Genomic DNA, 20,249 nt, shown 5'->3' with positions numbered 1-20,249 from the left:
GGCTACTCCAAACGCAACTTCCGCTAGCGGATACCAGCGCGCCGGAGAGTGCAAGCCTGATCCAGAACCGCGCCCTGAAGAAATGAAAAAGGGCCCGCTCGCGCAGGCCCCTTGAACGTTGATAGGCAGGTGCCTCAAGCCAGACGGTCGGTGACCTCCAGGTGCTGTGCCAGGCTGCCAATCTTGCCCATCCAATCCGCGACCAGATCAGCATCGCTCGGCGCCGCATGAACACCCGGGGTGATCTTGCCGTTCATCACCGCCTCAATGGCATAGGACACAGGATAGGAGACCAGACGTGCCATAGCGGTGCCGCGCGCGTCCCCCCAGGCATCCATCACATAGGTCTTGTGCCAGAGGGTCTCACCGGCTTTTTCGGCCTTCAGATCAACACAGAGCACAACCCGGTCAGCTTCGCCCTCATCATAGGAGTTTTCCTCCCAGAACTGATCTGACATTTCCTTCAGGCGGGCATCGCCAGCGTCGCCTTCGAGCGTCTCTACCGCTTTAAACACATCCCCCCAGGCCTCGGTCCAGCCGTTCAGGCGCAGGGTGCCGCGGACGAATTCCTTCACCTGCCAGTCCGAGCCAAATTCGTACTGCCCCATGAAGGGCAGGGAATCACGGTTTGGATAGACCTCGAAGCTCTCGGGTGTTGGCAATGGTGCGTCAAAGGTAGAGATCGCATCCCAGGGGCGGGCGACGTCGAACTCTTTGAAATCACGAATGGATTTTGACGGCGAACGCAGGGCTTTCAGCACGCCCAGCGGCGACCAGCTGAACTTGTAGCGAAACGGGTTCGCAACTTTGGGAATGCCACCGCAATAGGACAGAAAGCTGACCTCATTGGCGGCATCAAAGGCGGCGGAGGCCTTGTATTCATCCACCAGGGCATGGGCCATCAGATGATCGATGCCGGGGTCCAGGCCAACTTCGTTCACCAGCGCCACACCGGCCGCTTTGGCCTTGTCGTTCAGCCCGCGCATTTCTGGCGCGATATAGGAAGACGACACAAAATGCGCCCCTTTTGAGATCGCCAGTTCCGCCAGCGGCACGTGCCAGTCACCGGGCAGCATCGAGACAACAACATCCGCCGGGCTCAGCATTTCGCCCAGGTTGTTGATGTCAAAGACATGGATGTTGGAGGTGAGATCGCCAACGGCCTCGCGGGCCTTATCGGCGGTGCGGTTCCAGACAGCGACATCGTGACCAGCCTCCAGCAGGCGACGCAGGCCTGGGATGGCGGAGAGGCCGGTGCCGCACCAGTGAATAGTCATGAGAGTTCTCCCTTATTTATAACGCAGTTTGGCAGCGACAATGCTCAGCACAATGAGAATGGCGCAGATATTGGCAATGATGATCGGCCAGTCGCCGACCATGAGCCCGTAGACGAACCACAGGCTGACGGTGAGCAGAAACATCAGATTCGCAGGCAGTGATAGGCCAGAGGTATCGCGACTGGCCCAGGCCTTCCAGGCCTGTGGCAGCCAGCAGATCGTCCCCATAAAGGCCGCAATGTATCCGACGTAAAGCTCCATTAGGCGGGTACAAAGTCGCGGAATGTGGCCTCGGCCCGGCCCCAGACGCCCGTCTTCAGATCGGTGAGCGTCAGCAGCGAGGGCAGCAGCTGTGCTGCATAGTCTTCAGAGCTCTCCACCGGCAGCATCGAGGGCAGGTTATCAATCGCCATGACATCCATCACCGGATCATTGGCGACCCGCAGGGCTGGCGCCTCCCAACTGGTGGCCTCATTGTAGATGGGCACCGGGTTGTAATCGCTGTCTGGGTCACAGGCCACATCGCCGATCGCGGTTAGTTTGCGCGCGGCGGTGAGCGCCTCGGCAGGCACAAAGACGGGCGTGCCGGGGCGGGCAAAGATGCAATTGAGGAACAGATCATGCTGCAGGATTTCTGGGAAGGGGCCGCCGCTTGCGGTCTCTACCATGTCCCATTTGGTGACCGTGATCCCCATGGCTTCGCACAGATCTGCGGCACCGGTGCCAACCCGGCCCATAGCGCCGATAACAATGGCCGAGGGGACATCTGCCTGTACGGCTTTCAGGTCTGCACCCAATTCAGCCAGCAAGGCCTCTTTGCCAGGGTAGACCCCAACCGGGCCGCAGATCTCGCCCCGTTGTTGCGCGCACCAGCTCTTGAGGGTGACCGCAGCGCCCGCATAGCCCGCCCAATAGCCAAAGGCGGCAACCCGGCGACCAGCCTCATCCACCAGATACTCCAGATCATAGAGCGTACCGCCGCCAGCCGCAAAACGAGCCAGCAGCGCCTTGCCGGAGTGCTGACCTTTGAAGGCATGGCCAAACATGATGTGGCGATGCGGCAGCGGCGTGCCATCCTCTGGCAGTTCCTTGAGCCCAAAGATGATGGCGTCTGCTGGCGCTGTGGGCCAGGAATTCTCTGGCGCGATCTCACAGCCCGCATCAATGTAGCCCTGCAGGGGGATGGCCCGCACTGCGCTCTCCTCCACCGTGACCTTGATGCCGCCTGACATGAGCGCCTTGGCGCCTTCGGGCGTCAGGCCTACACGGTCTTCATTGGGGCGCTGTTCGGCCCGTACCCAGAGATGTGTCATTTTGGGATCCTTTAGAGCATGTCCTTGGCATAAACGGCGCGTACCGAGTCGCGCTGTTCCATTGCCGTCATGAAGGACTGTATTTTGGGAAAATCTGCAAGGGTGACGCCATCGCCCTCCAGCCAGGTGCAAACCACATAGAGATAGCAATCTGCCAGGCTGACCTCATCGCCCAGGACAAAGGGGCCGCGCAGCCCGTATTGGCTCAGGTGGGCGCAGCTGTCGGCCATGGTCTGGGGCACCTTGGCCTGCATGTCCTTGTAGCTTGAGGTCTTACTGGCCCAGCGACTGCCGCGCAGTTTATGGGCGTGGTTTACGTGCATGGTGGAGGCGAGATAATACATCACCTCGCGCATCCGGGCGAGCAACACCGGATCGCTGGGGCGCAGGCCTGCCTCTGGGGCAATATCCGCGATGTAGTCCAGCAGGGCGCCGGTCTCAGTCAGGATGCCGCCCTCCACTGCCAATGCCGGCACACGGGACTTGGGGTTGATCTGCGCATAGGCGGGGCTCAGATGTTCTTTGTCGGCAAAGCTGATCTTGATGGCCTCATAGTCGAGCCCAGCCTCTTCCAGTGCGATGGCTACAGCAACCGAAATGGTGCCGGAGGCGTAATAGAGTTGCATGTCAGATCTCCTGTTGGGGCTTGGCGTCTGATTGGGGTCTGGCCGTTATAGATGAGTTTGCGCGTATTGCCGATCCGCTGTGTCCAGATGCGGTACCGCGTTGAATAGCACCGGGCTTAGGTGACCGCCGATGGGAAACAGCCGGTGCATCGAGGTATTCATGATCGCCAGCGCCATTCGGGCCATCCCATCGGTATCCAGCCCCATGGCCTGCCGCATGGCCATCGAGATAAAGCCCCCTGAGGTCACCACCAGGGCGGGGCCATCACCTGCGGCAATCTCAGCCAGGACCGCGCGGGTGCGGCTTTCAAAACTCTCCCAGCTTTCCGGCGGGTTGTCGATCTCGCCTGCGGACCAGGCTTTGAACACCTTTGGCAAATGCGCAATAAAGCCTTCGCGCTCTTGCGGGATGGCAAGCCCATGTTGGGCCTCCATGGCCTGGGCCATGGTGAAATATTCCATCTCGTTGAGACGCGGATCGCGGATGACCTCGTGACAGCCCATGCCCGTTGCGGTTTCAATATGGCGAGTGAGGGTGCCACAATAGACCCGGGGATGATGCGCCCCGCTGCTGTCCAGATGACGTCCTAGCCAAGCCGCCTGCTGATGGCCCAGAGCGCTCAACCGGTCATAGCTGACTTCATCGCGGGCTTCGGTATTTGCCTGCCCGTGGCGGATCAAGGTGATATGGGTCATACGGCGGATCCTGTTTCTGTTCTTGAATTTCATAGGTGAGCGGGCAGCGACATGGAAGAGAGGGTTTTGGATCAGCGCAACTTTTCGATGCAGTGAGATTTTCCGGAGCCCCATAGGGGTTTTTTTGGGGAAAATGTTCGATTTGGTTATTTTGCTGCATTCAAAAGTAAATGCTGCCTTTTGCCTGTTGACCATTGCGCCGGGCGCAAAGCCGTGAACTATATCCGATATCTTTGAATGCAAAGTGACCCGCCTCCACCACCTGACGCTCACATGCGTCGCCCGCTCCCCTAAAGACATAGGTACTTAAATGCCCCTGAATCCCGATCGCTTTCTTGATGACCTACACCGTCTGCGATCCTTTGGCGCATCAGGGGAAGGAAAGGGCGTTGTGCGCCCAGCCTTTTCGGCAGTGGATATCGCCGCCCGCCGCTGGCTGGCCTCGCGCATGGAAGAGGCCGGGCTGAAGACACATTTTGACCCGATCGGCAATCTATTTGGACTGGGAGGCGAGAAATCCCTGCTGATCGGTTCCCACAGTGACAGCCAGCCCGAAGGCGGTTGGCTTGACGGCGCGCTGGGTGTGGTGGCGGGGCTCGAGATTGCCCGCGCCGCTAAGGAGACGGGCGGTCCAGCGATTTCGGTGGTCAATTTTCAGGACGAAGAGGGGCGCTTTGGCATTCTCACCGGATCGGATGTCTGGACGGGCAGCATTTCTCTGGCCGAAGCCGATATGTTCACCGACACCGATGGTCTGGCCCTGGGCGCGGCCCGGTCCCGCATGGCGGGGCGCGCGCGCGAATTTTTACCTCATGACATGTTCACCGGCTTTATCGAGATGCATATCGAACAGGGGCCGGGCATGGATGTCTCGGGGGATCAGATTGGTATTGTCAGTGATATTGTTGGCATCCGTGAGGTTCGCATCCAGATCACAGGACGGCAGAACCATGCGGGCACGACGCCGATGGCCCTGCGCCAGGATGCCTTTCAGGCGCTCTCGACCTTCAACCAACGGATCAACGAACGCTTTTCTGTGGTGGCCACACCGGCCACTGTCTGGACTTTGGGTCATGCCGAACTCAGCCCCAATGCTTCCTCCGTCGTTCCGGGGCTGGCGCGGTTTTCCATGCAATGGCGGGACGGGGATCCGGCTCGTCTGATTTACATGGAGACGATTCTGCGGGAAGTGGCAGAAGAGGTTGCGCTGGAAAAGCAGGTTACCATCGAATTGGGGGAGGTTGGTGGCATTGAACCCGCGGCAATGGATACGCGGCTCAAGGCGGCGTTGCGCGAGGCGGCTGAGGATCTGGCTCCAGGAAAATGGCTGGATCTGCCGTCGGGCGCGTTGCATGACGCTGCGAATGTTTCTCGTGTGATGCCCAGTGCGATGCTCTTTGTGCCGTCGATTGGCGGCATCAGCCATGCCTTTGATGAAGACACCAAAGAGACGGATCTGGTGAAAGGGCTGGAAGTCCTGAACCAGGCGGCGCTGTCATTGTGACATTGCCCAGGGGGTGGGCTTTTGGCAGGCCCTTAGCCCCGTGATCAGCTGCGGGCATAGCCGCGTTTCAGCATGCGGGTACGATGCCTGTCCGCTGCCAGCGAGGCCTCGCGCAGGTTGTCATAGATATTGATCGCGCTTTGGCCATTGCCGCCGGCTACCCCCCATTCCCTGAGAACCGAGATCTCGGAAAACAGGTTGAGGGCCAGTTCGATACGATAGAACCGGGGGCGGCGGCTTTGCGCTTGGCGGTAAAGTAGACAGGTGGCCATGAGGTGATTCTAACCAAGCTGATTCTCCCCCGCAAGAGGCGGATCAGCTCCAGGTCACATCGCCCAGGAAAATATATCCGGCACCGTATATGGTTTTGATAAGGCGGGGATTTTTTGGATCTTCCCGCAGCTTGGTACGCAGGCGCGACACCCGCACATCCATGGCCCGGTCAAAACTGTCGCCAGCCCCACCGCCCAGGCTCTCTTGCATCTGCGCCCGTGAGATCAGCCGTTTTGGGGCGTCGAGGAACAGACGCAACACCTCCCCTTCGGCATGGGAGAACGGCACTTCATCCCCCGTGTCATCTTCGAGCAGGTAACGATCAAAATGCGCCGTCCAGCCGGCAAACTGCGCAGAGTTGCCGCTCACCGGTTGGCTGCGTGGCCCCGAACGCAGGCGGGCGCGAATGCGGGCTACCACCTCGGCCGGATCAAAGGGCTTGGTGATATAGTCATCCGCGCCCAATTCCAGCCCGGTGATACGATCCTGCACCTGAGCCCGGCCGGAGATGATGATCACCGCCGCGCCCTGTTCGAGAGCTAGACGGTGTACCAGGGCCAGCCCATCCACATCCGGCAGCGACAGATCGACCAGACAGACATCAGGTGTCACCCGTTTCAGCGAGGCTTCGAACTCGCGGGCACGGGCAAAGCTCTGGGTGCGAAACCCCGCGTCCTGCAGGCAATCGGTGAGGATCTGGCGAATTTCGGGTTCATCGTCCAAAATTGTGACAAGAGGCGCGGTCATGCGGGGGTCTCCGGCTTGAGCAGAGCGGACAGCTGTTGCGTGGTAAAGGGTTTTTGCAGCACCGGCCCGGCCTTGAGCGCCATGCGAAACTGCGGGTCACTGGGCGGCAGCGATGTCATCAGCAGGATAGGCAGATGCGATCCCTTCAGGCGTTGCGCCAGATCAATGCCGGTGGCTTCGCCTTCCAGGCGCACATCCGACAGGACGAGGGCAATATCAGGCAGGTCTGCGGCCAGAGCCGAGGCCTCATCCACGCTGGTGGCTTCGATCACCGAATAGCCCAGATCCATCAACATATCGCGGAAGGTCGCGCGCAGCTCTTCGCTGTCTTCGACCAGGAGCGCCAACCCGCCCTGGGCATCCGGGGCCTGGCGATAGGGCAGGCGCAGGGTGACGCTGGCGCCGGATACTGTATTGCCCACCCGCATGTCGCCGCCGGTGGATTTGGCCATGTCATAGACCATGGGCAGGCCCAGTCCGGAACCTTCGCTGCCCTTGGTGGTGAAAAAGGGATTGAGCGCGTTTTTCAGCGCATCCGGAGAAAACCCGGGCCCGGTGTCATTGACGCTGATCTCCAGCCAGATTTTGCCCACCACGTGGGCGCTGACGGTGATCTGGCCATTGACCCCGCAGGCATCCCGGGCGTTCAGGATCAGGTTCAACAGTGCGTCTTGCAACTTGCCCGCATCCAAAAGCAGTAGCACGTCGGGTGTGTTGTCTAGCACGCTAAGCCCCAGCCCCTGCGGCAGCGAGGGAGTCGCAAGGATCTTCAGCTCCGACAGCAACGCATGCATATTGGTGGCCTGTGGTCGGAGGGTGCGTTGCCCCGTCATCTCCGCAATCCGGTTCAGCAGGCGCCCGCCGCGCCGTGCGGCCGACAGGGTGCCGCGCACCATGTCTTGGGCGGCCTCGGGCAGCGCCATTTTTTCCAGCTTGCCCTGCATGCCGAGAATGATGGTCAGCAGGTTAGAGAAGTCATGTGCCAACCCCGAGGTCATCTGTGCCGCCATTTCGCGGCGGCGGGCCTGTTGTAGCGCCACGCGCGCCTGGGTTTCTTCGGTCACATCCATCGACAAGATATAGACCCCGCCGGCCTGATCGGGGGTAAAGGCCACCCGGATGCGGCGGCTGTCGTGTTCTTCGGTGAATTCAAACACCGGGCTGGCCCCTTTGTAGGCGGCCATTAGATGCGGCTCGATCCGGCCAAAGGCCTGGATCCCCAAAGCATCCGAGATATGCATGCCCAGGATATCCGAAGGACGGCTGGGAAAGACTGAGCTGAGGCGTCGGTTGGTATAGGTGTAATGGCCATCCGCATCGACATGGGCGATATGCGCCGGCATCATTTCAGTGGTGAGACGGGTGCGGCCCTCGATCTCGGTCAACTGCCGCTTGGCCTCTTCCAGAGCGGTGATGGTGGCGGCCAGCTTGCGGTTGGTGGCCGAAAGCTCCTCGGTATGGGCGATCAGCCGATCTGACATTTCCTCGGAGCGGGCCCGCAACAGCTGTTCCACCCGTTTGGTGCGGCTGATGTCGGTATAGACCGCAACCCAGCCGCCCTGCGGTAGTGGCGCGCCTTCGATCGAAATTACCTGACCATTGGCGCGGGTCCGTTCGATGTAATGCGGTTCAAAATCCAGCGCCTGCTCGACGCGGGCCGAGACAAATTCTTCGATATCCTCCATAGGGCCATACTCACCGCTGACAGCAATATGGCGAATGGTGTCGTCAAAGCGCGCCCCTGGGGTGACCAGAGCGTTGGGAAGGTTGAACATTTCCTGAAAACGGCTGTTGCAGACTGCCAGCCGCAGCTCGCTGTCATAAATCGAGATCGCCTGAGCAATCAGGTTCAACCCGGCGGTGGTCATTGCCGCACGTGATTTATCGGATGTGTTCATGCTGCCTCCCCGCTCATGGGGTAACAGCTTGGCAAAAAAGAGCAAGGGCGGCGCGGTGCCGCGGCAGGCTACGTATCAGGGCTACATATCTTTGAGCGCACGCATCGCAGCCCGGGTGCCGGGGCCGACCTTGCCGTCGATCGAGCCAGAGTAAAGCCCCAGATCGCGCAGCCTGCGTTGCATGGCCATCAGGGTGCTTTGGCGCCAGGAATCCGAAGACCAGCCCAGTGGGGTCTCGCTGCCCAGTTTTAGACCGTCGATGTAATAGGAGACCGCGCGCTGGTCGCTTTGAGTGACGCCGCGCCCCAGCTCATACTGAACCCCAAGGTTGACGGTTGCGGTGGCATGCCCCTGTGCGGCGGCCTTTTGGTACCAGCTTATTGCCTGCGCATAGCTTTGCTGCACGCCACGGCCTTTTTCATACATCCACCCCAGCGAGTTCTGCGCCTTGGGAAGATCCCGATTAGCGGCCATGCGAAGCCAGCGGACGGCTTCGACATCGTCTTGCGACACGCCCTGGCCTTCGCGCAGGAAGATGGCGACCTTGTACAGCGCATTGAGATAATCGGCCCGCGCCGCCTTTTGATACCAGCTATAGGCGCGGGCGTAGCTCTGGGTGACTCCACGGCCGTTTTCATACATCCAGGCCAGATTGTACTGAGCGCGGGGGTGATCCCTATTGGCGGCCTGGCGATACCAGGACACCGCCTGGGCGTCATCCTGCGGTACGGCGCGGCCTTTTTCATACATCCAGCCCAGTTGTGTTTCTGCAATGGGGTAGCCCTGATTTGCGGCGCGCCGCAGCAGGCTGACCGCGAGTTGGTCGTTTTGGGTCAGCCCCTGGCCCTTGCGGTACATCAGGGCCAGATTGGTTTGTGCCATCGGGTCCTGCGCCCCGGCTGCCCTGCGGTAATAGGCCAGAGCCTCGGTCAGATTGTCTGCCTTGTCATAGGCGCGGGCCAGAAAGGCCAGAGCCGCCGACGAGTCGGAATTGAGCTGCACGGCCCGGCGGCAGGCGCGAATGGCGGCAGCGGCGTCGATCTCTTTCCACTCAATACCTCTGGAATTGATGTCCTGCCTGTTCAGCCGCGGGTGGCGCGGATGCCCGGCAGCATCGGCGCAGGACTGCAAGGCTGCCTGCTGGGCAGAGCGCCTGGGCGTGGCAGAGGCTGTGGGGGAAGGTGTGGAGACGGGCGGCGAGCTGGCAGGCGGCGTAGGAGGGGTTGCGGCGATAGGGGCGCGGCCTTTGTCTTTGGACAGCAAGGCCAGCAGCTCATCCTCAGCCTGGCTTTGGGAGGGCGCGCCCGTCTGGGCAGGGGGCACGGGTTCTGGATCGGGCTGTGTTTCTGCCAGCTCCACGGCCTGAGGGTCTGGCGTTTCCTGGGCGCGGGTTTGCGGTGTGCTCAGAGGGGGCTGCGCAGTGGCTTCGCATCGCAGCCTCAGATAGGCTTCGGCGATAGGTGCAAAGATATGGCTGGCACAATGGGCTTGATAGGCCGCATAGGCATAGCACTGGTCCGCATTCTGGGCGACCTGGAACAGGGCGCTGCATTGATCGAGTTCCCTTGGTGCCACGGCGGCCTGTGTCACTGGCTCAGGGGCAGCGGTGGCCTGGACACCGCATTGCCCCGCCAGGCAGATACGCTCGGTTGTTTGGTCATAATAGGCTGGCAGCTGCTGGTGCCCCCCATAGGAGGCGGCCTGCTGCCGGGTCTGTCTGCGTGCGTCCAGAATCGCATCCTGCAGATAGGTGCCAGGCTTCAGGTGCTGGACAAAATTGCGCGTGAAGACTGAAAGCTTCTGATCCGGGCTGTCGGTCGGCAAATGGTCCAAGGCCTGCTGCCCCTTGCCGGCCGAGTAGACAATAAAGGTGCCGGTGCTGGGCAATATTGGCGTCAATCCACGGGTGATCCCGATGGATTTGGTGCCGGGGCTTTGCAGAAAAGGACTGTCGCGGCAGGCGTCAATGACAGCGATGGTCAGAGCAACGCCCTTGGCCTCCAGCTCATCCAGCAGCCCGCTGTGGCCGTTCTGAAGCGGGATGGTGGCATCCTCCAGTAGCTTCTGAAACTCGGGCTGGGGGCGGTGGACCTCGGTTGGCACGATGTAATTGACCCGGCCATTGCTCCAGCCGTGGCCGGAATAGATAAAGGCCACGTCGTCTCCGGGGGCGACCTGATTAAGAAAGCTGTAAAAGGCATGCAGGGTCTCGCGCCGGGTGAGATCTTTGTTCAGGGTCACCGCAAAGCCCAGTTCCTCCAGGGCCTCGGCATAGGCCGCGGCATCGGCATGGGTATTGGCGAGGTCGCCAAGTTCGGCGTAGTCGGAATTTCCCAGGATAAAGGCATGGCGGGCTGCAAGCGCAGGAGAGGCGATCAACAGGGCCATAATCACAGCCAGAATTCGTCCCATTTTAACCCCCACTCTTTACTATGCTCACTGCGACAATGTTGGCTGACTGTTGCCCGTCTTGGCAAGCATTGTGACAAACACCTCTCCGGAACTGCTGCAGAACCGCAAAAAGAGCTGCCATTGAGGGCTGTTACAATTCGTTAGATTTGTGAAAACTTCACGAAAAAGTTGACCGGCTAGCATGTGACAGTTCCTAATTGGGACCAGAATCGTGTGACAGCGATCTGCCGGTCGGGGAAGGCCGGAATGGGAGGAGAAAGACATTGGCTCAGATGCAGTCAGGCGCTGCGGGGAAACTCTCCCTGCCGGCGCTGCTTGAACGCAACGTTGCGGAATTCGGTGATCAGCCGGCCTACCGCGAAAAAGAATTTGGCATTTGGCAGTGCTGGACCTGGGCGGAAACCGCCAAGGAGATCGAAGCACTGGCGCTTGGTCTTATCAATCTTGGTGTGAATGAGGGTGATTTCATTGCCATCATTGGGGGCAACCGCCCCTATATGTATTGGTCGATGGTCGCAGCCCAATCCGTGGGCGCCGTTCCGGTTCCGCTGTACCAAGATGCCAACGCAGAAGAGATGGCCTATGTGCTGGATCACTGTGGCGCACGTTTTGTGATTGCCGCGGACCAGGAACAGGTCGACAAGGTGATCGAGGTGCAGGATCAGTTGCACCAGTTTGAGCACCTGATCTATCTGGATCCACGGGGCCTGCGCAAATACGACCACCACACGCTGCATGAGTATTCTCATGTTCAGAACCAGGGGCGCGCGGCCTATGACGAATGGATCACCGATCTGAACGAACGTCGCGCCAGGCTGACCTATGACAGCACCTGCGTGATGCTTTATACCTCGGGCACCACGGGTAAGCCCAAGGGCGTGGTTCTGTCCAACCGCAATATCATTGAGAGCGCCAAGAACGCTTGCGAATTTGATAAGCTGAAGCAGACGGATGAGATTCTCGCCTATTTGCCGATGGCTTGGGTTGGTGACTTTATCTTCTCGATTGGTCAGGCCTATTGGGCGGGGTTCTGCGTGAACTGCCCGGAAAGCCCCGAGACCATGATGACCGATCTGCGTGAGATCGGCCCCAGCTATTACTTTGCGCCACCGCGGGTTTTTGAAACCCAGTTGACCAATGTGATGATCCGCATGGAAGATGCGGGCAACTTCAAGCGCAAGATGTTCCATTACTTTATGGATCACGCCAAAAAAGTTGGTCCCAGCATTCTGGACGGCAAGCCCGTGGGCCTGATGGACCGGCTGAAATACAAGCTGGGAGATCTGATGGTTTATGGCCCGCTGAAGGACACGCTGGGCTTTGGCAACGTGCGTGTTGGCTATACCGCTGGTGAAGCCATCGGCCCGGAGATCTTTGAATTCTACCGCTCGCTGGGGATCAACCTCAAACAGCTCTATGGTCAGACCGAAGCCACCGTTTTCATCACCGTGCAGCCTGATGGCGAAGTGCGGGCGGATACCGTAGGTGTGCCGGCGCCGGATGTGGAAATCCGCATCGCTGACAATGGTGAAATCTTCTACCGCTCCCCGGGCACCTTTGTGGAATACTACAAAAACCCCGAAAGCACCGCAGACACCAAAGACCCTGAGGGATGGGTCGCAACCGGTGACGCGGGCTTCTTTGAAGAGAAGTCAGGCCACCTGCGCATCATCGACCGGGCCAAGGATGTTGGCAAAATGGCCGATGGCAGCATGTTCGCGCCCAAATTCGTCGAGAACAAACTGAAGTTCTATCCCGACATCCTAGAGGCGGTGCTGTTTGGCAATGAAAAGGACCGCTGTGTCGCCTTTATCAACATCGACCTCTCGGCGGTGGGCAACTGGGCGGAACGCAACAATATCGCCTATGCATCCTATCAGGAACTGGCGGGTCACCCCAAGGTTCTGGCTTCGATCCAAGAGCATGTCTCGGCGGTGAACAAATCTGTTGCTGAGGACCCGATGCTGTCGGGCTGTCAGGTGCACCGTTTTGTGGTTCTGCATAAGGAGCTGGATGCGGATGACGGCGAGATGACCCGGACCCGCAAGGTGCGTCGTCGGATCGTCGAAGAGAAATTCGCCGATATCATCGGGGCGCTTTACGACGGCTCGGGCGAGATTTCGACCACCACCGAAGTCACCTATGAGGACGGTCGCAAAGGGTCGATCTCCGCAACGCTGACGATCATTGATGCGGATCTTTCTGGCTCTGTTCAGCAGCGGGTGGCCGCAGAATGAGCAATTTGATCTCAGACTGGCGCTTTGCCTGTTCTGACACGCTTGATCTGGGTTCAGACCAGATCGGGGCAGTGTTCGGGATGAAAGGCGGTATGCACCACCTGGCGGATCATGAACGGTGCGCTGAACCCACGGGTTCGGCGGCTGATACTGGCACGGCTTTCAGAGGGGGACAGGCCTTTGCGTCTGCACTCAATCGCCATGTCCAACAGGCAACCGTGCTCGAATTCGCTAAACATTGCAGGGATCTCCTTGCTGCTCATCTTTCTCAAGTGTCCTCTAAAATGGTTAACATTTTAGTGTGGCAGAATAATGGAGACGTCACCCATGCTTGACCAATCCGATAGCTATGTCACCGAAGACGGTCGCACCATTGGCGGCGTGGTGATGGAAATGAAAAACATCACCCTGCGCTTTGGCGGTGTGGTGGCGATCAAAGATATCTCCTTTGATATCCGCGAAGGCGAAATTCGCGCCATCATCGGGCCCAACGGTGCTGGTAAGTCTTCGATGCTGAACGTGATCTCGGGCTTTTACGTGCCACAAGAGGGCACGGTCGAGTTTCACGGTAAGCCGCGCCCACAGATGCGCCCCTATGAGGTGGCACAGCAGGGCATCGCCCGGACGTTCCAGAACATTGCCCTGTTTGAAGGCATGAGCGTGTTGGACAACGTGATGACCGGCCGTTTGAACCACATGAAATCAGGTCTGTTTCAGCAAGCCCTGTGGAAGGGCAAGGCCGAGAAAGAAGAGACCGCCAACCGTGAAGTGGTTGAGAAGGTTATCGACTTTCTCGAGATTCAGCACATTCGCAAAACCCCGGTGTCACGTTTGCCCTATGGTTTGAAAAAGCGGGTGGAACTGGCACGTGCCCTAGCGGCCGAACCCAAGCTGTTGCTGCTGGATGAACCTATGGCCGGTATGAACGTCGAAGAAAAAGAGGACATGTCCCGCTTTATTCTCGATGTGAACGACGAGTTTGGCACCACCATTGCCCTGATCGAACATGATATGGGTGTCGTCATGGATCTGTCCGACCGCGTGGTTGTGATGGATTACGGCAAGAAGATCGGCGATGGCACGCCGGATGAAGTGCGCAACAACCAGGCCGTTATCGACGCCTATCTTGGTGTGGCACATGACTAAAGTTCTGACAGATATGAGGAGAGTGACTGATGTCTGACCAGTTTCTTTTTGCAACCGAAGTCTTTTTCAACGGGCTGATGGCCGGGGTGCTTTATGCGCTCGTGGCGCTGGGCTTTGTTCTGATCTACAAGGCTTCCGGCATTTTCAACTACGCCCAAGGCGTTATGGCACTGTTTGCAGCGATGACCCTGGTGGGTATCATGCAGGGGCAGGTTCCCTTCAGCCATATCATCAACGCGGTCTTTGGCACCGAGGTGCACCACTTTGGCTGGCATGTGCCTGCCCTGTTGGCAATCTTGCTGACGGTTGGTGTGATGGTGGTCTTTGCCTGGCTGGTGCAGCGCATCGTGATGCGCCATCTGGTTGGCCAAGAGCCCATCATCCTGTTCATGGCTACCATCGGCCTGGCTTATTTCCTCGAAGGGTTTTCTGACCTGATGTGGGGCTCTGAGATCAAAAAGCTCGACGTGGGCTTGCCGCAGGGTGGCTCCTTCTGGATCGAAGACATGACCGCGGGTCTGGGTTCGGATAACTTCTACGGCTTCTTTATTGATCAGCTGGACATCGTTGCCACCGTGATTGCTGCTGTCCTGGTGGCGGGGCTGGTGCTCTTTGCGCAGTACACGAAACAGGGCCGCGCCATGCGGGCTGTGGCGGATGATCACCAGGCTGCCCTGTCGGTTGGTATCTCGCTGAACTTCATCTGGGTGCTGGTCTGGTCGGTTGCGGGCTTTGTCGCCCTGGTGGCCGGGATTGTCTGGGGCACCAAATCGGGCGTGCAGTTCTCGCTGTCTCTAATCGCGCTCAAGGCCCTGCCGGTTCTGATGCTGGGTGGCTTTACCTCGATCCCTGGCGCCATCGTGGGTGGTTTGATCATCGGTGTCGGCGAAAAGCTCTTTGAATTTGCCATCGGCCCCATGGTGGGCGGTGCGACCGAGAACTGGTTTGCCTATGTTCTGGCGCTGCTCTTCTTGGTCTTCCGACCCCAGGGTCTGTTTGGCGAAAAGATCATCGAGAGGGTCTGACCCAACGAAGCAAGACAGGCCTCCCCGCTCCAACGGGATGGGGAGGCATCACGGAAACCTCGCAGCCTGCACCCGGTTTGGTGCACCGCAAATTAGGAGAACATGCATGATGAAGCTCATCGCCATCATCAACGTGATTGCCTGGTCCGGTTTCTGGGCCTTCGGATATCTGGCCATCAGTGCCAGCGGTTTTTCCGAAGCTCAGATCGTCACCTCTGCGCTGCTGGCTGCGGCGGGTCTCTTTACCGGCATCATTGCCTATCTGCGCCTGGCCCAAGCGGCCGAGTTGAGCGGATATGCGCAAAAATCCAATCAAATGAGCGCAGCGGATCGTAACCGCGCGCAGCAACAGGGGAGCATCTAACCCATGTTCTATCGCGAAGCCGGAGACTTCAAAGTCTCTTATGAACAGGACAGCCAGACCTTCCCGATCAAATTTGATCGTTATCGGTATTACCTCGTGCTGCTCATCGCCTTTTTGGTCATTCCCTTTACCATCAATGACTATTGGGCCAGCGCCATTCTACTGCCCTTCCTGATCTATTCGATCGCAGCCATTGGACTGAATATTCTGGTTGGCTATGCCGGACAGGTGTCCCTGGGGACTGGTGGTTTCATGGCGGTGGGGGCCTATGCCTGCTACAAGCTGATGACGGCATTCCCAGAGGTGAGCATGTTTGTGCATGTAGTGCTGGCTGGCGGGATTACCGCGCTGGTCTGCGTGCTCTTTGGCCTACCAAGCCTGCGCATCAAGGGGTTCTATCTGGCGGTGGCAACACTGGCGGCGCAGTTCTTCCTGGTCTGGGTGTTCAACCGGGTGCCATGGTTCTACAACTACTCGGCCTCGGGTCAGATCAACGCCCCAGAGCGTGATGTCTTTGGCATCATCATCACCGGCCCCAATGCGCCGGCCTGGGCAACCTATCTGTTCTGCCTGGTGTTCCTCACCATCTGCGCCATTGTCGCCCGCAACCTGACCCGTGGCACCGTGGGCCGCAGCTGGATGGCGATCCGCGACATGGATATCGCCGCCGAAATCATCGGGGTGAACCCGCTGAAAGCCAAACTGACGGCCTTTGCTGTCTCGGGCTTCTTCATCGGCATCTCCGGCGCTTTGTTCTTTGCGCTTTATCTGGGTGCGGTTGAGGTTGGCGAAGCCTTTGGCATCACCAAGTCTTTCCAGGTGCTGTTCATGGTGATCATTGGCGGCCTGGGCTCGATCTTTGGATCCTTTGCTGGCGCGGCCTTCCTGGTTCTGCTGCCGGTGATCCTGAAAGTGGTCGGCGTCGACGTGTTGGGCTGGCCCACAGATATTGTGGCACATTTCCAGCTGGTTATTGTCGGAGCGCTGATTGTGTTGTTCCTGATCGTGGAACCACATGGGCTGGCGCAGCTCTGGCGCGTCGCCAAAGAGAAACTGAGGCTGTGGCCCTTCCCGCACTAAGCGGTAAGGTACGAGACGAGCGGTGGGGACAAGATCAATATTTCAGCCCCGCCGTTACCTAAGACGACTATCGGATGAGACCAAGGGAGGATGAATACCGATGAATATGAAACTTACCACTTTGGCGCTGGGCGCCGTGATGGCTGCGGGTCCAGTAATGGCGGACCTGGTTTTCCCATCGCTGAGCTACCGGACCGGACCCTATGCTGCGGGCGGTATCCCGTTTGCGGATGGCTACGCTGACTACTTCACCCTCGTCAACGAGCGTGATGGCGGCATTGGCGGCGTTAAGGCGCGCCTGATCGAATGTGAGACCGGCTACAACACCGAAAAGGGTGTGGAATGCTACGAATCCACCAAAGGCGAAGGCGCTTTGGTGTATCAGCCCCTGTCCACCGGGATCACCTATCAGCTGATCCCAAAAACAGCTGCTGATGGCATCCCGCTTCACACCATGGGCTATGGCCGGACATCGGCTGCCAACGGCAAAGTCTTTGGCAACGTGTTCAACTACCCAGCCAACTACTGGGATGGCGCGTCGGGCATCATCAACTACCTGCTGGACGAAAACGGTGGCGACCTGAAGGGCAAGAAGATTGCTCTGGTGTACCACAACTCTGCCTACGGTAAGGAACCAATCCGGACCCTGGAAGAGCTGGCTGTAAAGCATGGTTTTGAACTGACCGCTCTGCCTGTTGACCACCCTGGTCAGGAGCAGAAATCGCAATGGCTGCAGATCCGCCGCGAGCGTCCTGACTTTGTCATGATGTGGGGCTGGGGCGTGATGAACCAGGTTGCCATTCAGGAAGCCGCAAACATCCGTTTCCCAATGGAAAACTTCATTGGTGTATGGTGGTCCGGTGCCGAGCATGACGTTCTGTCCGCAGGCGCAGCGGCTGATGGCTACAAGGCTGTGACCTTCCACAACGTTGGCCGTGACTTCCCTGTCTTTGACGACATGCAGAAATATGTTGTTGACGCGGGCAAGGCAGCGGGTGCCGGCGATCAGATCGGCAACGTTCTGTATAACCGCGGCATGTATGCAGCCATGTTGGCTGTTGAAGCGGCCAAAACTGCTCAGGAAATCCACGGTACCGCCGACATCACCCCAGCGATGATGCGTGACGGTATGGAAGCTCTGGAAATGCCTGAAGCGCGCATGGCCTCCCTCGGCATGCCTTACTTTGGTCCTTCCTTTAACGTGTCCTGTGAAAACCATGGTGGCCCCGGCCTCGTTGGTGTGACCCAGTGGGACGCAGAGGCCAAAACCTGGAGCCTGGTTGCTGACTTCCAGCAAACCGATGGTGAGGTGATCAAGCCGCTGATCGAAGCAGACTCCGCTTCCTATGCGTCTGAAAACAACATCGAACCTCGTTGTAACTAAGAACTATTCCGATCCCACAGCCCTGTGGGGTCGGGCCTTAATCCGGCGCGGCGGTCCGTCTGCCGCGCCACACCGAACAGATCCGGACGCGCCGAGAAAAAGCGCCCTGGCCCGTATGAGGACAAGCTTTGATGCTGGATGCAGCCAACACCACTGATGTGCAGGCCGAGACCCTGCTTGAGGTCAACAATATCGAGGTGATCTACAATCACGTGATCCTGGTGCTGAAGGGCGTCAGCCTCAATGTTCCCAAAGGCGGTATCACCGCATTGCTGGGCGGCAACGGCGCTGGTAAGACCACCACGCTCAAGGCGATCTCCAACCTGCTGCGATCAGAACGCGGCGAGGTGACCAAGGGATCGGTGAAGTATCGCGGCAGCGATGTACATGATGCAGATCCAGCCGATCTGGTGCGCAAGGGCGTGATCCAGGTGATGGAAGGCCGCCATTGTTTTGAACACCTGACCGTCGAGGAAAACCTGCTGACCGGCGCCTATACCCGCTCTGATAGCGGCGCCAATATCAAGCAGGACCTGGAAATGGTCTATAACTATTTCCCACGCCTGAAAGAGCGCCGCACCAGCCAGGCTGGCTATACATCGGGTGGGGAGCAGCAGATGGTTGCCATGGGTCGGGCCCTGATGAGCCGCCCTGAAACCATCCTATTGGATGAGCCTTCGATGGGTTTGGCACCGCAGTTGGTGGAGCAGATCTTTGAGATCGTGAAATCGATCAACGAACAAGAGGGCGTGACCTTCCTCTTGGCCGAACAGAACACCAACGTGGCGCTGCGCTATGCCCACTATGGCTACATTCTGGAATCCGGTCGCGTAGTGATGGATGGCCCTGCTGCCGAACTGCGTGAAAACCCTGACGTTAAAGAATTCTACCTTGGCATGTCTGACGAAGGCCGAAAAAGCTTTCGCGATGTGCGCTCCTACCGCCGTCGCAAGCGGTGGCTGAGCTAAGGGAGTGATGGTGAACATATGACCTATTTTGATTCCCTAGAAACACGAAGCGACGATCAACGCGCCAGCGATCAGGCCAAGGCTTTGCAGGCGCAGATCGCCCTGGCTAAAACGGCAGCGGGCTATGCTGGCAGCCTTGGTGATGTTGATCCCGCCAGCATTACTTCGGCAGCCGATCTGGTGTCTCTGCCAGTGTTGCGCAAATCTGACCTCAGCAAGGCACAGGGAGCGAATGCCCCCTTTGGTGGCTTCACTGTGAAACCAGCCTCTGGTTTTGCCCATATCTTTCAGTCTCCTGGTCCGATCTACGAACCCGGCGGAGTGGATCATGACTGGTGGCGCATGGGCCGTTTCTTGCATGCCGTGGGCATTGGGCAGGGCGATGTGGTGCAGAACTGCTTTGGCTACCACCTGACCCCTGCGGGTATGATCTTTGAAAACGGCGCCCGCGCCGTTGGCGCCGCCGTGCTGCCAGCGGGCACTGGCCAAACCGAGCTGCAGGTGACAGCTGCCCGCGATGTCGGCGCCACGGCCTATGCCGGGACGCCGGATTATCTGAAGGTGATCCTCGACAAGGCCGAAGCCATGGGCATCAAGCTGGGCTTCACCAAGGCGGCCGTAGGCGGCGGGGCTCTGTTCCCCTCTCTGCGTCAGGAATATGCTGATCGCGGCATCACCTGCTTGCAAAGCTATGCCACCGCAGATCTGGGCAATATCGCCTATGAGAGCCCGGCGATGGAGGGGATGATTGTCGACGAGAATGTCATCGTCGAAATCGTCACCCCCGGCACTGGCACCCCGGTTGCACCGGGTGAAGTGGGTGAAGTTGTGGTCACCACACTGAACCCAGACTATCCACTGGTGCGTTTCGCCACGGGTGATTTGTCGGCTGTGATGCCGGGGATATCTCCCTGCGGTCGGACCAATATGCGGATCAAGGGCTGGATGGGCCGGGCTGACCAGACGACTAAGATCAAAGGCATGTTTGTCCGCCCCGAACAGGTCGCGGCCCTGGTTGAAAAACATGACGAGATCGTCAAGGCGCGGGTCATTGCGGCGCGTGACGGTGAAATGGACACCATGACCGTGCAAATCGAAGCCAATGCAGGCGATGAGATTACCTTTGGCAAATCGGTGATCGAAGTGCTGAAGATGAAGGGCAAGATCGAAGTGGTTTCCCCTGGTGCCCTACCCAAGGATGGCTTGGTGATCGAAGACCAGCGCAGCTACGACTGACAAAGGCCAATGTCCTGTTTGACCAGGTAACGGCTCACCCTATCCCCGCACCGCTTGTCGGTG

19 protein-coding genes are annotated in these 20,249 nt (G+C 58.8%); 9 read left to right on the top strand and 10 right to left on the bottom strand.

Annotated features, from left to right (window positions below; all coding sequences use genetic code 11):
- Nucleotides 1-134: 134 nt before the first annotated feature.
- From AN476_RS00175 to AN476_RS00155, 5 genes are read right to left on the bottom strand one after another with little or no spacing between them, the layout of a single operon-like run.
- The gene (locus AN476_RS00175) at nucleotides 135-1,277 is read right to left on the bottom strand and encodes a saccharopine dehydrogenase family protein (protein WP_054458356.1); all 1,143 of its coding nucleotides are present in this window, start codon (nucleotides 1,275-1,277) and stop codon (nucleotides 135-137) included.
- Between the two features lie 12 nt (nucleotides 1,278-1,289).
- Nucleotides 1,290-1,538 (bottom strand): SemiSWEET family sugar transporter, encoded by a 249-nt coding sequence (locus tag AN476_RS00170; RefSeq protein WP_054458354.1) that lies wholly within the window; start codon nucleotides 1,536-1,538, stop codon nucleotides 1,290-1,292.
- Nucleotides 1,538-2,590, bottom strand: coding sequence for a saccharopine dehydrogenase (locus AN476_RS00165; protein WP_054458352.1), 1,053 nt, complete (start codon nucleotides 2,588-2,590; stop codon nucleotides 1,538-1,540). The genes AN476_RS00170 and AN476_RS00165 overlap by 1 nt, the downstream gene beginning before the upstream one ends.
- Before the next feature lie 11 nt (nucleotides 2,591-2,601).
- Nucleotides 2,602-3,216 (bottom strand): glutathione S-transferase family protein, encoded by a 615-nt coding sequence (locus AN476_RS00160; protein ID WP_054458349.1) that lies wholly within the window; start codon nucleotides 3,214-3,216, stop codon nucleotides 2,602-2,604.
- 45 nt (nucleotides 3,217-3,261) lie between these two features.
- On the bottom strand, nucleotides 3,262-3,912 hold the full coding sequence (locus tag AN476_RS00155; protein ID WP_054458347.1) for a histidine phosphatase family protein: 651 nt from the start codon (nucleotides 3,910-3,912) through the stop codon (nucleotides 3,262-3,264).
- 310 nt (nucleotides 3,913-4,222) lie between these two features.
- Between AN476_RS00155 and AN476_RS00150 the strand changes: the two genes are divergently transcribed.
- Nucleotides 4,223-5,416, top strand: coding sequence for a hydantoinase/carbamoylase family amidase (locus tag AN476_RS00150; RefSeq protein WP_054458345.1), 1,194 nt, complete (start codon nucleotides 4,223-4,225; stop codon nucleotides 5,414-5,416).
- A gap of 44 nt (nucleotides 5,417-5,460) precedes the next feature.
- On the opposite strand, the gene AN476_RS00145 is transcribed toward AN476_RS00150, so the two are convergent.
- The 4 genes from AN476_RS00145 to AN476_RS00130 all read right to left on the bottom strand — a co-directional run bounded on the left by AN476_RS00145 (nucleotide 5,461) and on the right by AN476_RS00130 (nucleotide 10,746).
- A complete protein-coding gene (locus AN476_RS00145) occupies nucleotides 5,461-5,688 on the bottom strand; it encodes a WGR domain-containing protein (RefSeq protein ID WP_054458343.1) in 228 nt (75 codons plus the stop codon).
- Nucleotides 5,689-5,731: 43 nt separating this feature from the next.
- Nucleotides 5,732-6,436: a response regulator transcription factor gene (locus tag AN476_RS00140; RefSeq protein ID WP_054458341.1), complete on the bottom strand. Its 705-nt coding sequence runs from the start codon at nucleotides 6,434-6,436 to the stop codon at nucleotides 5,732-5,734.
- Entirely contained in the window at nucleotides 6,433-8,334 is a 1,902-nt protein-coding gene (locus AN476_RS00135) for a PAS-domain containing protein (protein ID WP_054458339.1), read from the bottom strand. The genes AN476_RS00140 and AN476_RS00135 overlap by 4 nt, the downstream gene beginning before the upstream one ends.
- 81 nt (nucleotides 8,335-8,415) lie before the next feature.
- Nucleotides 8,416-10,746 (bottom strand): caspase family protein, encoded by a 2,331-nt coding sequence (locus AN476_RS00130; RefSeq protein ID WP_054458337.1) that lies wholly within the window; start codon nucleotides 10,744-10,746, stop codon nucleotides 8,416-8,418.
- 272 nt (nucleotides 10,747-11,018) lie between these two features.
- On the opposite strand from AN476_RS00130, the gene AN476_RS00125 reads away from it, so the two are divergent.
- Nucleotides 11,019-12,983, top strand: a complete 1,965-nt coding sequence (locus tag AN476_RS00125; RefSeq protein WP_054458335.1) for an AMP-binding protein — start codon at nucleotides 11,019-11,021, stop codon at nucleotides 12,981-12,983.
- 53 nt (nucleotides 12,984-13,036) lie between these two features.
- On the opposite strand, the gene AN476_RS00120 is transcribed toward AN476_RS00125, so the two are convergent.
- Nucleotides 13,037-13,222 carry a hypothetical protein gene (locus tag AN476_RS00120; protein ID WP_054458868.1) on the bottom strand — a complete coding sequence of 62 codons (186 nt, stop codon included), beginning with the start codon at nucleotides 13,220-13,222 and terminating at the stop codon, nucleotides 13,037-13,039.
- Nucleotides 13,223-13,310: 88 nt separating this feature from the next.
- Between AN476_RS00120 and AN476_RS00115 the strand changes: the two genes are divergently transcribed.
- From AN476_RS00115 to AN476_RS00085, 7 genes are all read left to right on the top strand, one after another.
- Nucleotides 13,311-14,129: an ABC transporter ATP-binding protein gene (locus tag AN476_RS00115; RefSeq protein WP_054458334.1), complete on the top strand. Its 819-nt coding sequence runs from the start codon at nucleotides 13,311-13,313 to the stop codon at nucleotides 14,127-14,129.
- 29 nt (nucleotides 14,130-14,158) lie between these two features.
- Complete coding sequence (locus AN476_RS00110; RefSeq protein ID WP_054458331.1) at nucleotides 14,159-15,154, top strand: branched-chain amino acid ABC transporter permease; 996 nt, start codon at nucleotides 14,159-14,161, stop codon at nucleotides 15,152-15,154.
- A 106-nt stretch (nucleotides 15,155-15,260) separates the two neighbouring features.
- On the top strand, nucleotides 15,261-15,518 hold the full coding sequence (locus AN476_RS00105) for a hypothetical protein (RefSeq protein ID WP_054458329.1): 258 nt from the start codon (nucleotides 15,261-15,263) through the stop codon (nucleotides 15,516-15,518).
- Between the two features lie 3 nt (nucleotides 15,519-15,521).
- Nucleotides 15,522-16,598: a branched-chain amino acid ABC transporter permease gene (locus AN476_RS00100; protein WP_054458327.1), complete on the top strand. Its 1,077-nt coding sequence runs from the start codon at nucleotides 15,522-15,524 to the stop codon at nucleotides 16,596-16,598.
- A gap of 100 nt (nucleotides 16,599-16,698) precedes the next feature.
- On the top strand, nucleotides 16,699-17,982 hold the full coding sequence (locus AN476_RS00095; protein ID WP_054458325.1) for an ABC transporter substrate-binding protein: 1,284 nt from the start codon (nucleotides 16,699-16,701) through the stop codon (nucleotides 17,980-17,982).
- A gap of 131 nt (nucleotides 17,983-18,113) precedes the next feature.
- Nucleotides 18,114-18,950: an ABC transporter ATP-binding protein gene (locus AN476_RS00090; protein ID WP_054458323.1), complete on the top strand. Its 837-nt coding sequence runs from the start codon at nucleotides 18,114-18,116 to the stop codon at nucleotides 18,948-18,950.
- Nucleotides 18,951-18,968: 18 nt separating this feature from the next.
- Nucleotides 18,969-20,186 (top strand): phenylacetate--CoA ligase family protein, encoded by a 1,218-nt coding sequence (locus tag AN476_RS00085; RefSeq protein WP_054458320.1) that lies wholly within the window; start codon nucleotides 18,969-18,971, stop codon nucleotides 20,184-20,186.
- Nucleotides 20,187-20,249 lie beyond the last annotated feature (63 nt).

Source organism: Phaeobacter sp. 11ANDIMAR09 (assembly GCF_001294455.1).
In the GTDB taxonomy this organism is placed as follows: Bacteria; Pseudomonadota; Alphaproteobacteria; order Rhodobacterales; family Rhodobacteraceae; genus Pseudophaeobacter.
This window is presented reverse-complemented; position numbering and strand designations above follow the sequence as displayed.

What these genes read in the sequence shown, in the direction of transcription:
- AN476_RS00115 (WP_054458334.1), top strand. Translation starts at nt 13,311, where the DNA reads ATGCTTGACCAATCCGATAGCTATGTCACCGAAGACGGTCGCACCATT.
- AN476_RS00105 (WP_054458329.1), top strand. Translation starts at nt 15,261, where the DNA reads ATGATGAAGCTCATCGCCATCATCAACGTGATTGCCTGGTCCGGTTTC.
- AN476_RS00165 (WP_054458352.1), bottom strand. Translation starts at nt 2,590, where the DNA reads ATGACACATCTCTGGGTACGGGCCGAACAGCGCCCCAATGAAGACCGT.
- AN476_RS00135 (WP_054458339.1), bottom strand. Translation starts at nt 8,334, where the DNA reads ATGAACACATCCGATAAATCACGTGCGGCAATGACCACCGCCGGGTTG.
- AN476_RS00175 (WP_054458356.1), bottom strand. Translation starts at nt 1,277, where the DNA reads ATGACTATTCACTGGTGCGGCACCGGCCTCTCCGCCATCCCAGGCCTG.
- AN476_RS00085 (WP_054458320.1), top strand. Translation starts at nt 18,969, where the DNA reads ATGACCTATTTTGATTCCCTAGAAACACGAAGCGACGATCAACGCGCC.
- AN476_RS00100 (WP_054458327.1), top strand. Translation starts at nt 15,522, where the DNA reads ATGTTCTATCGCGAAGCCGGAGACTTCAAAGTCTCTTATGAACAGGAC.
- AN476_RS00090 (WP_054458323.1), top strand. Translation starts at nt 18,114, where the DNA reads ATGCTGGATGCAGCCAACACCACTGATGTGCAGGCCGAGACCCTGCTT.
- AN476_RS00140 (WP_054458341.1), bottom strand. Translation starts at nt 6,436, where the DNA reads ATGACCGCGCCTCTTGTCACAATTTTGGACGATGAACCCGAAATTCGC.
- AN476_RS00125 (WP_054458335.1), top strand. Translation starts at nt 11,019, where the DNA reads ATGCAGTCAGGCGCTGCGGGGAAACTCTCCCTGCCGGCGCTGCTTGAA.
- AN476_RS00150 (WP_054458345.1), top strand. Translation starts at nt 4,223, where the DNA reads ATGCCCCTGAATCCCGATCGCTTTCTTGATGACCTACACCGTCTGCGA.
- AN476_RS00155 (WP_054458347.1), bottom strand. Translation starts at nt 3,912, where the DNA reads ATGACCCATATCACCTTGATCCGCCACGGGCAGGCAAATACCGAAGCC.
- AN476_RS00095 (WP_054458325.1), top strand. Translation starts at nt 16,699, where the DNA reads ATGAATATGAAACTTACCACTTTGGCGCTGGGCGCCGTGATGGCTGCG.
- AN476_RS00130 (WP_054458337.1), bottom strand. Translation starts at nt 10,746, where the DNA reads ATGGGACGAATTCTGGCTGTGATTATGGCCCTGTTGATCGCCTCTCCT.
- AN476_RS00160 (WP_054458349.1), bottom strand. Translation starts at nt 3,216, where the DNA reads ATGCAACTCTATTACGCCTCCGGCACCATTTCGGTTGCTGTAGCCATC.
- AN476_RS00110 (WP_054458331.1), top strand. Translation starts at nt 14,159, where the DNA reads ATGTCTGACCAGTTTCTTTTTGCAACCGAAGTCTTTTTCAACGGGCTG.
- AN476_RS00145 (WP_054458343.1), bottom strand. Translation starts at nt 5,688, where the DNA reads ATGGCCACCTGTCTACTTTACCGCCAAGCGCAAAGCCGCCGCCCCCGG.
- AN476_RS00120 (WP_054458868.1), bottom strand. Translation starts at nt 13,222, where the DNA reads ATGTTTAGCGAATTCGAGCACGGTTGCCTGTTGGACATGGCGATTGAG.
- AN476_RS00170 (WP_054458354.1), bottom strand. Translation starts at nt 1,538, where the DNA reads ATGGAGCTTTACGTCGGATACATTGCGGCCTTTATGGGGACGATCTGC.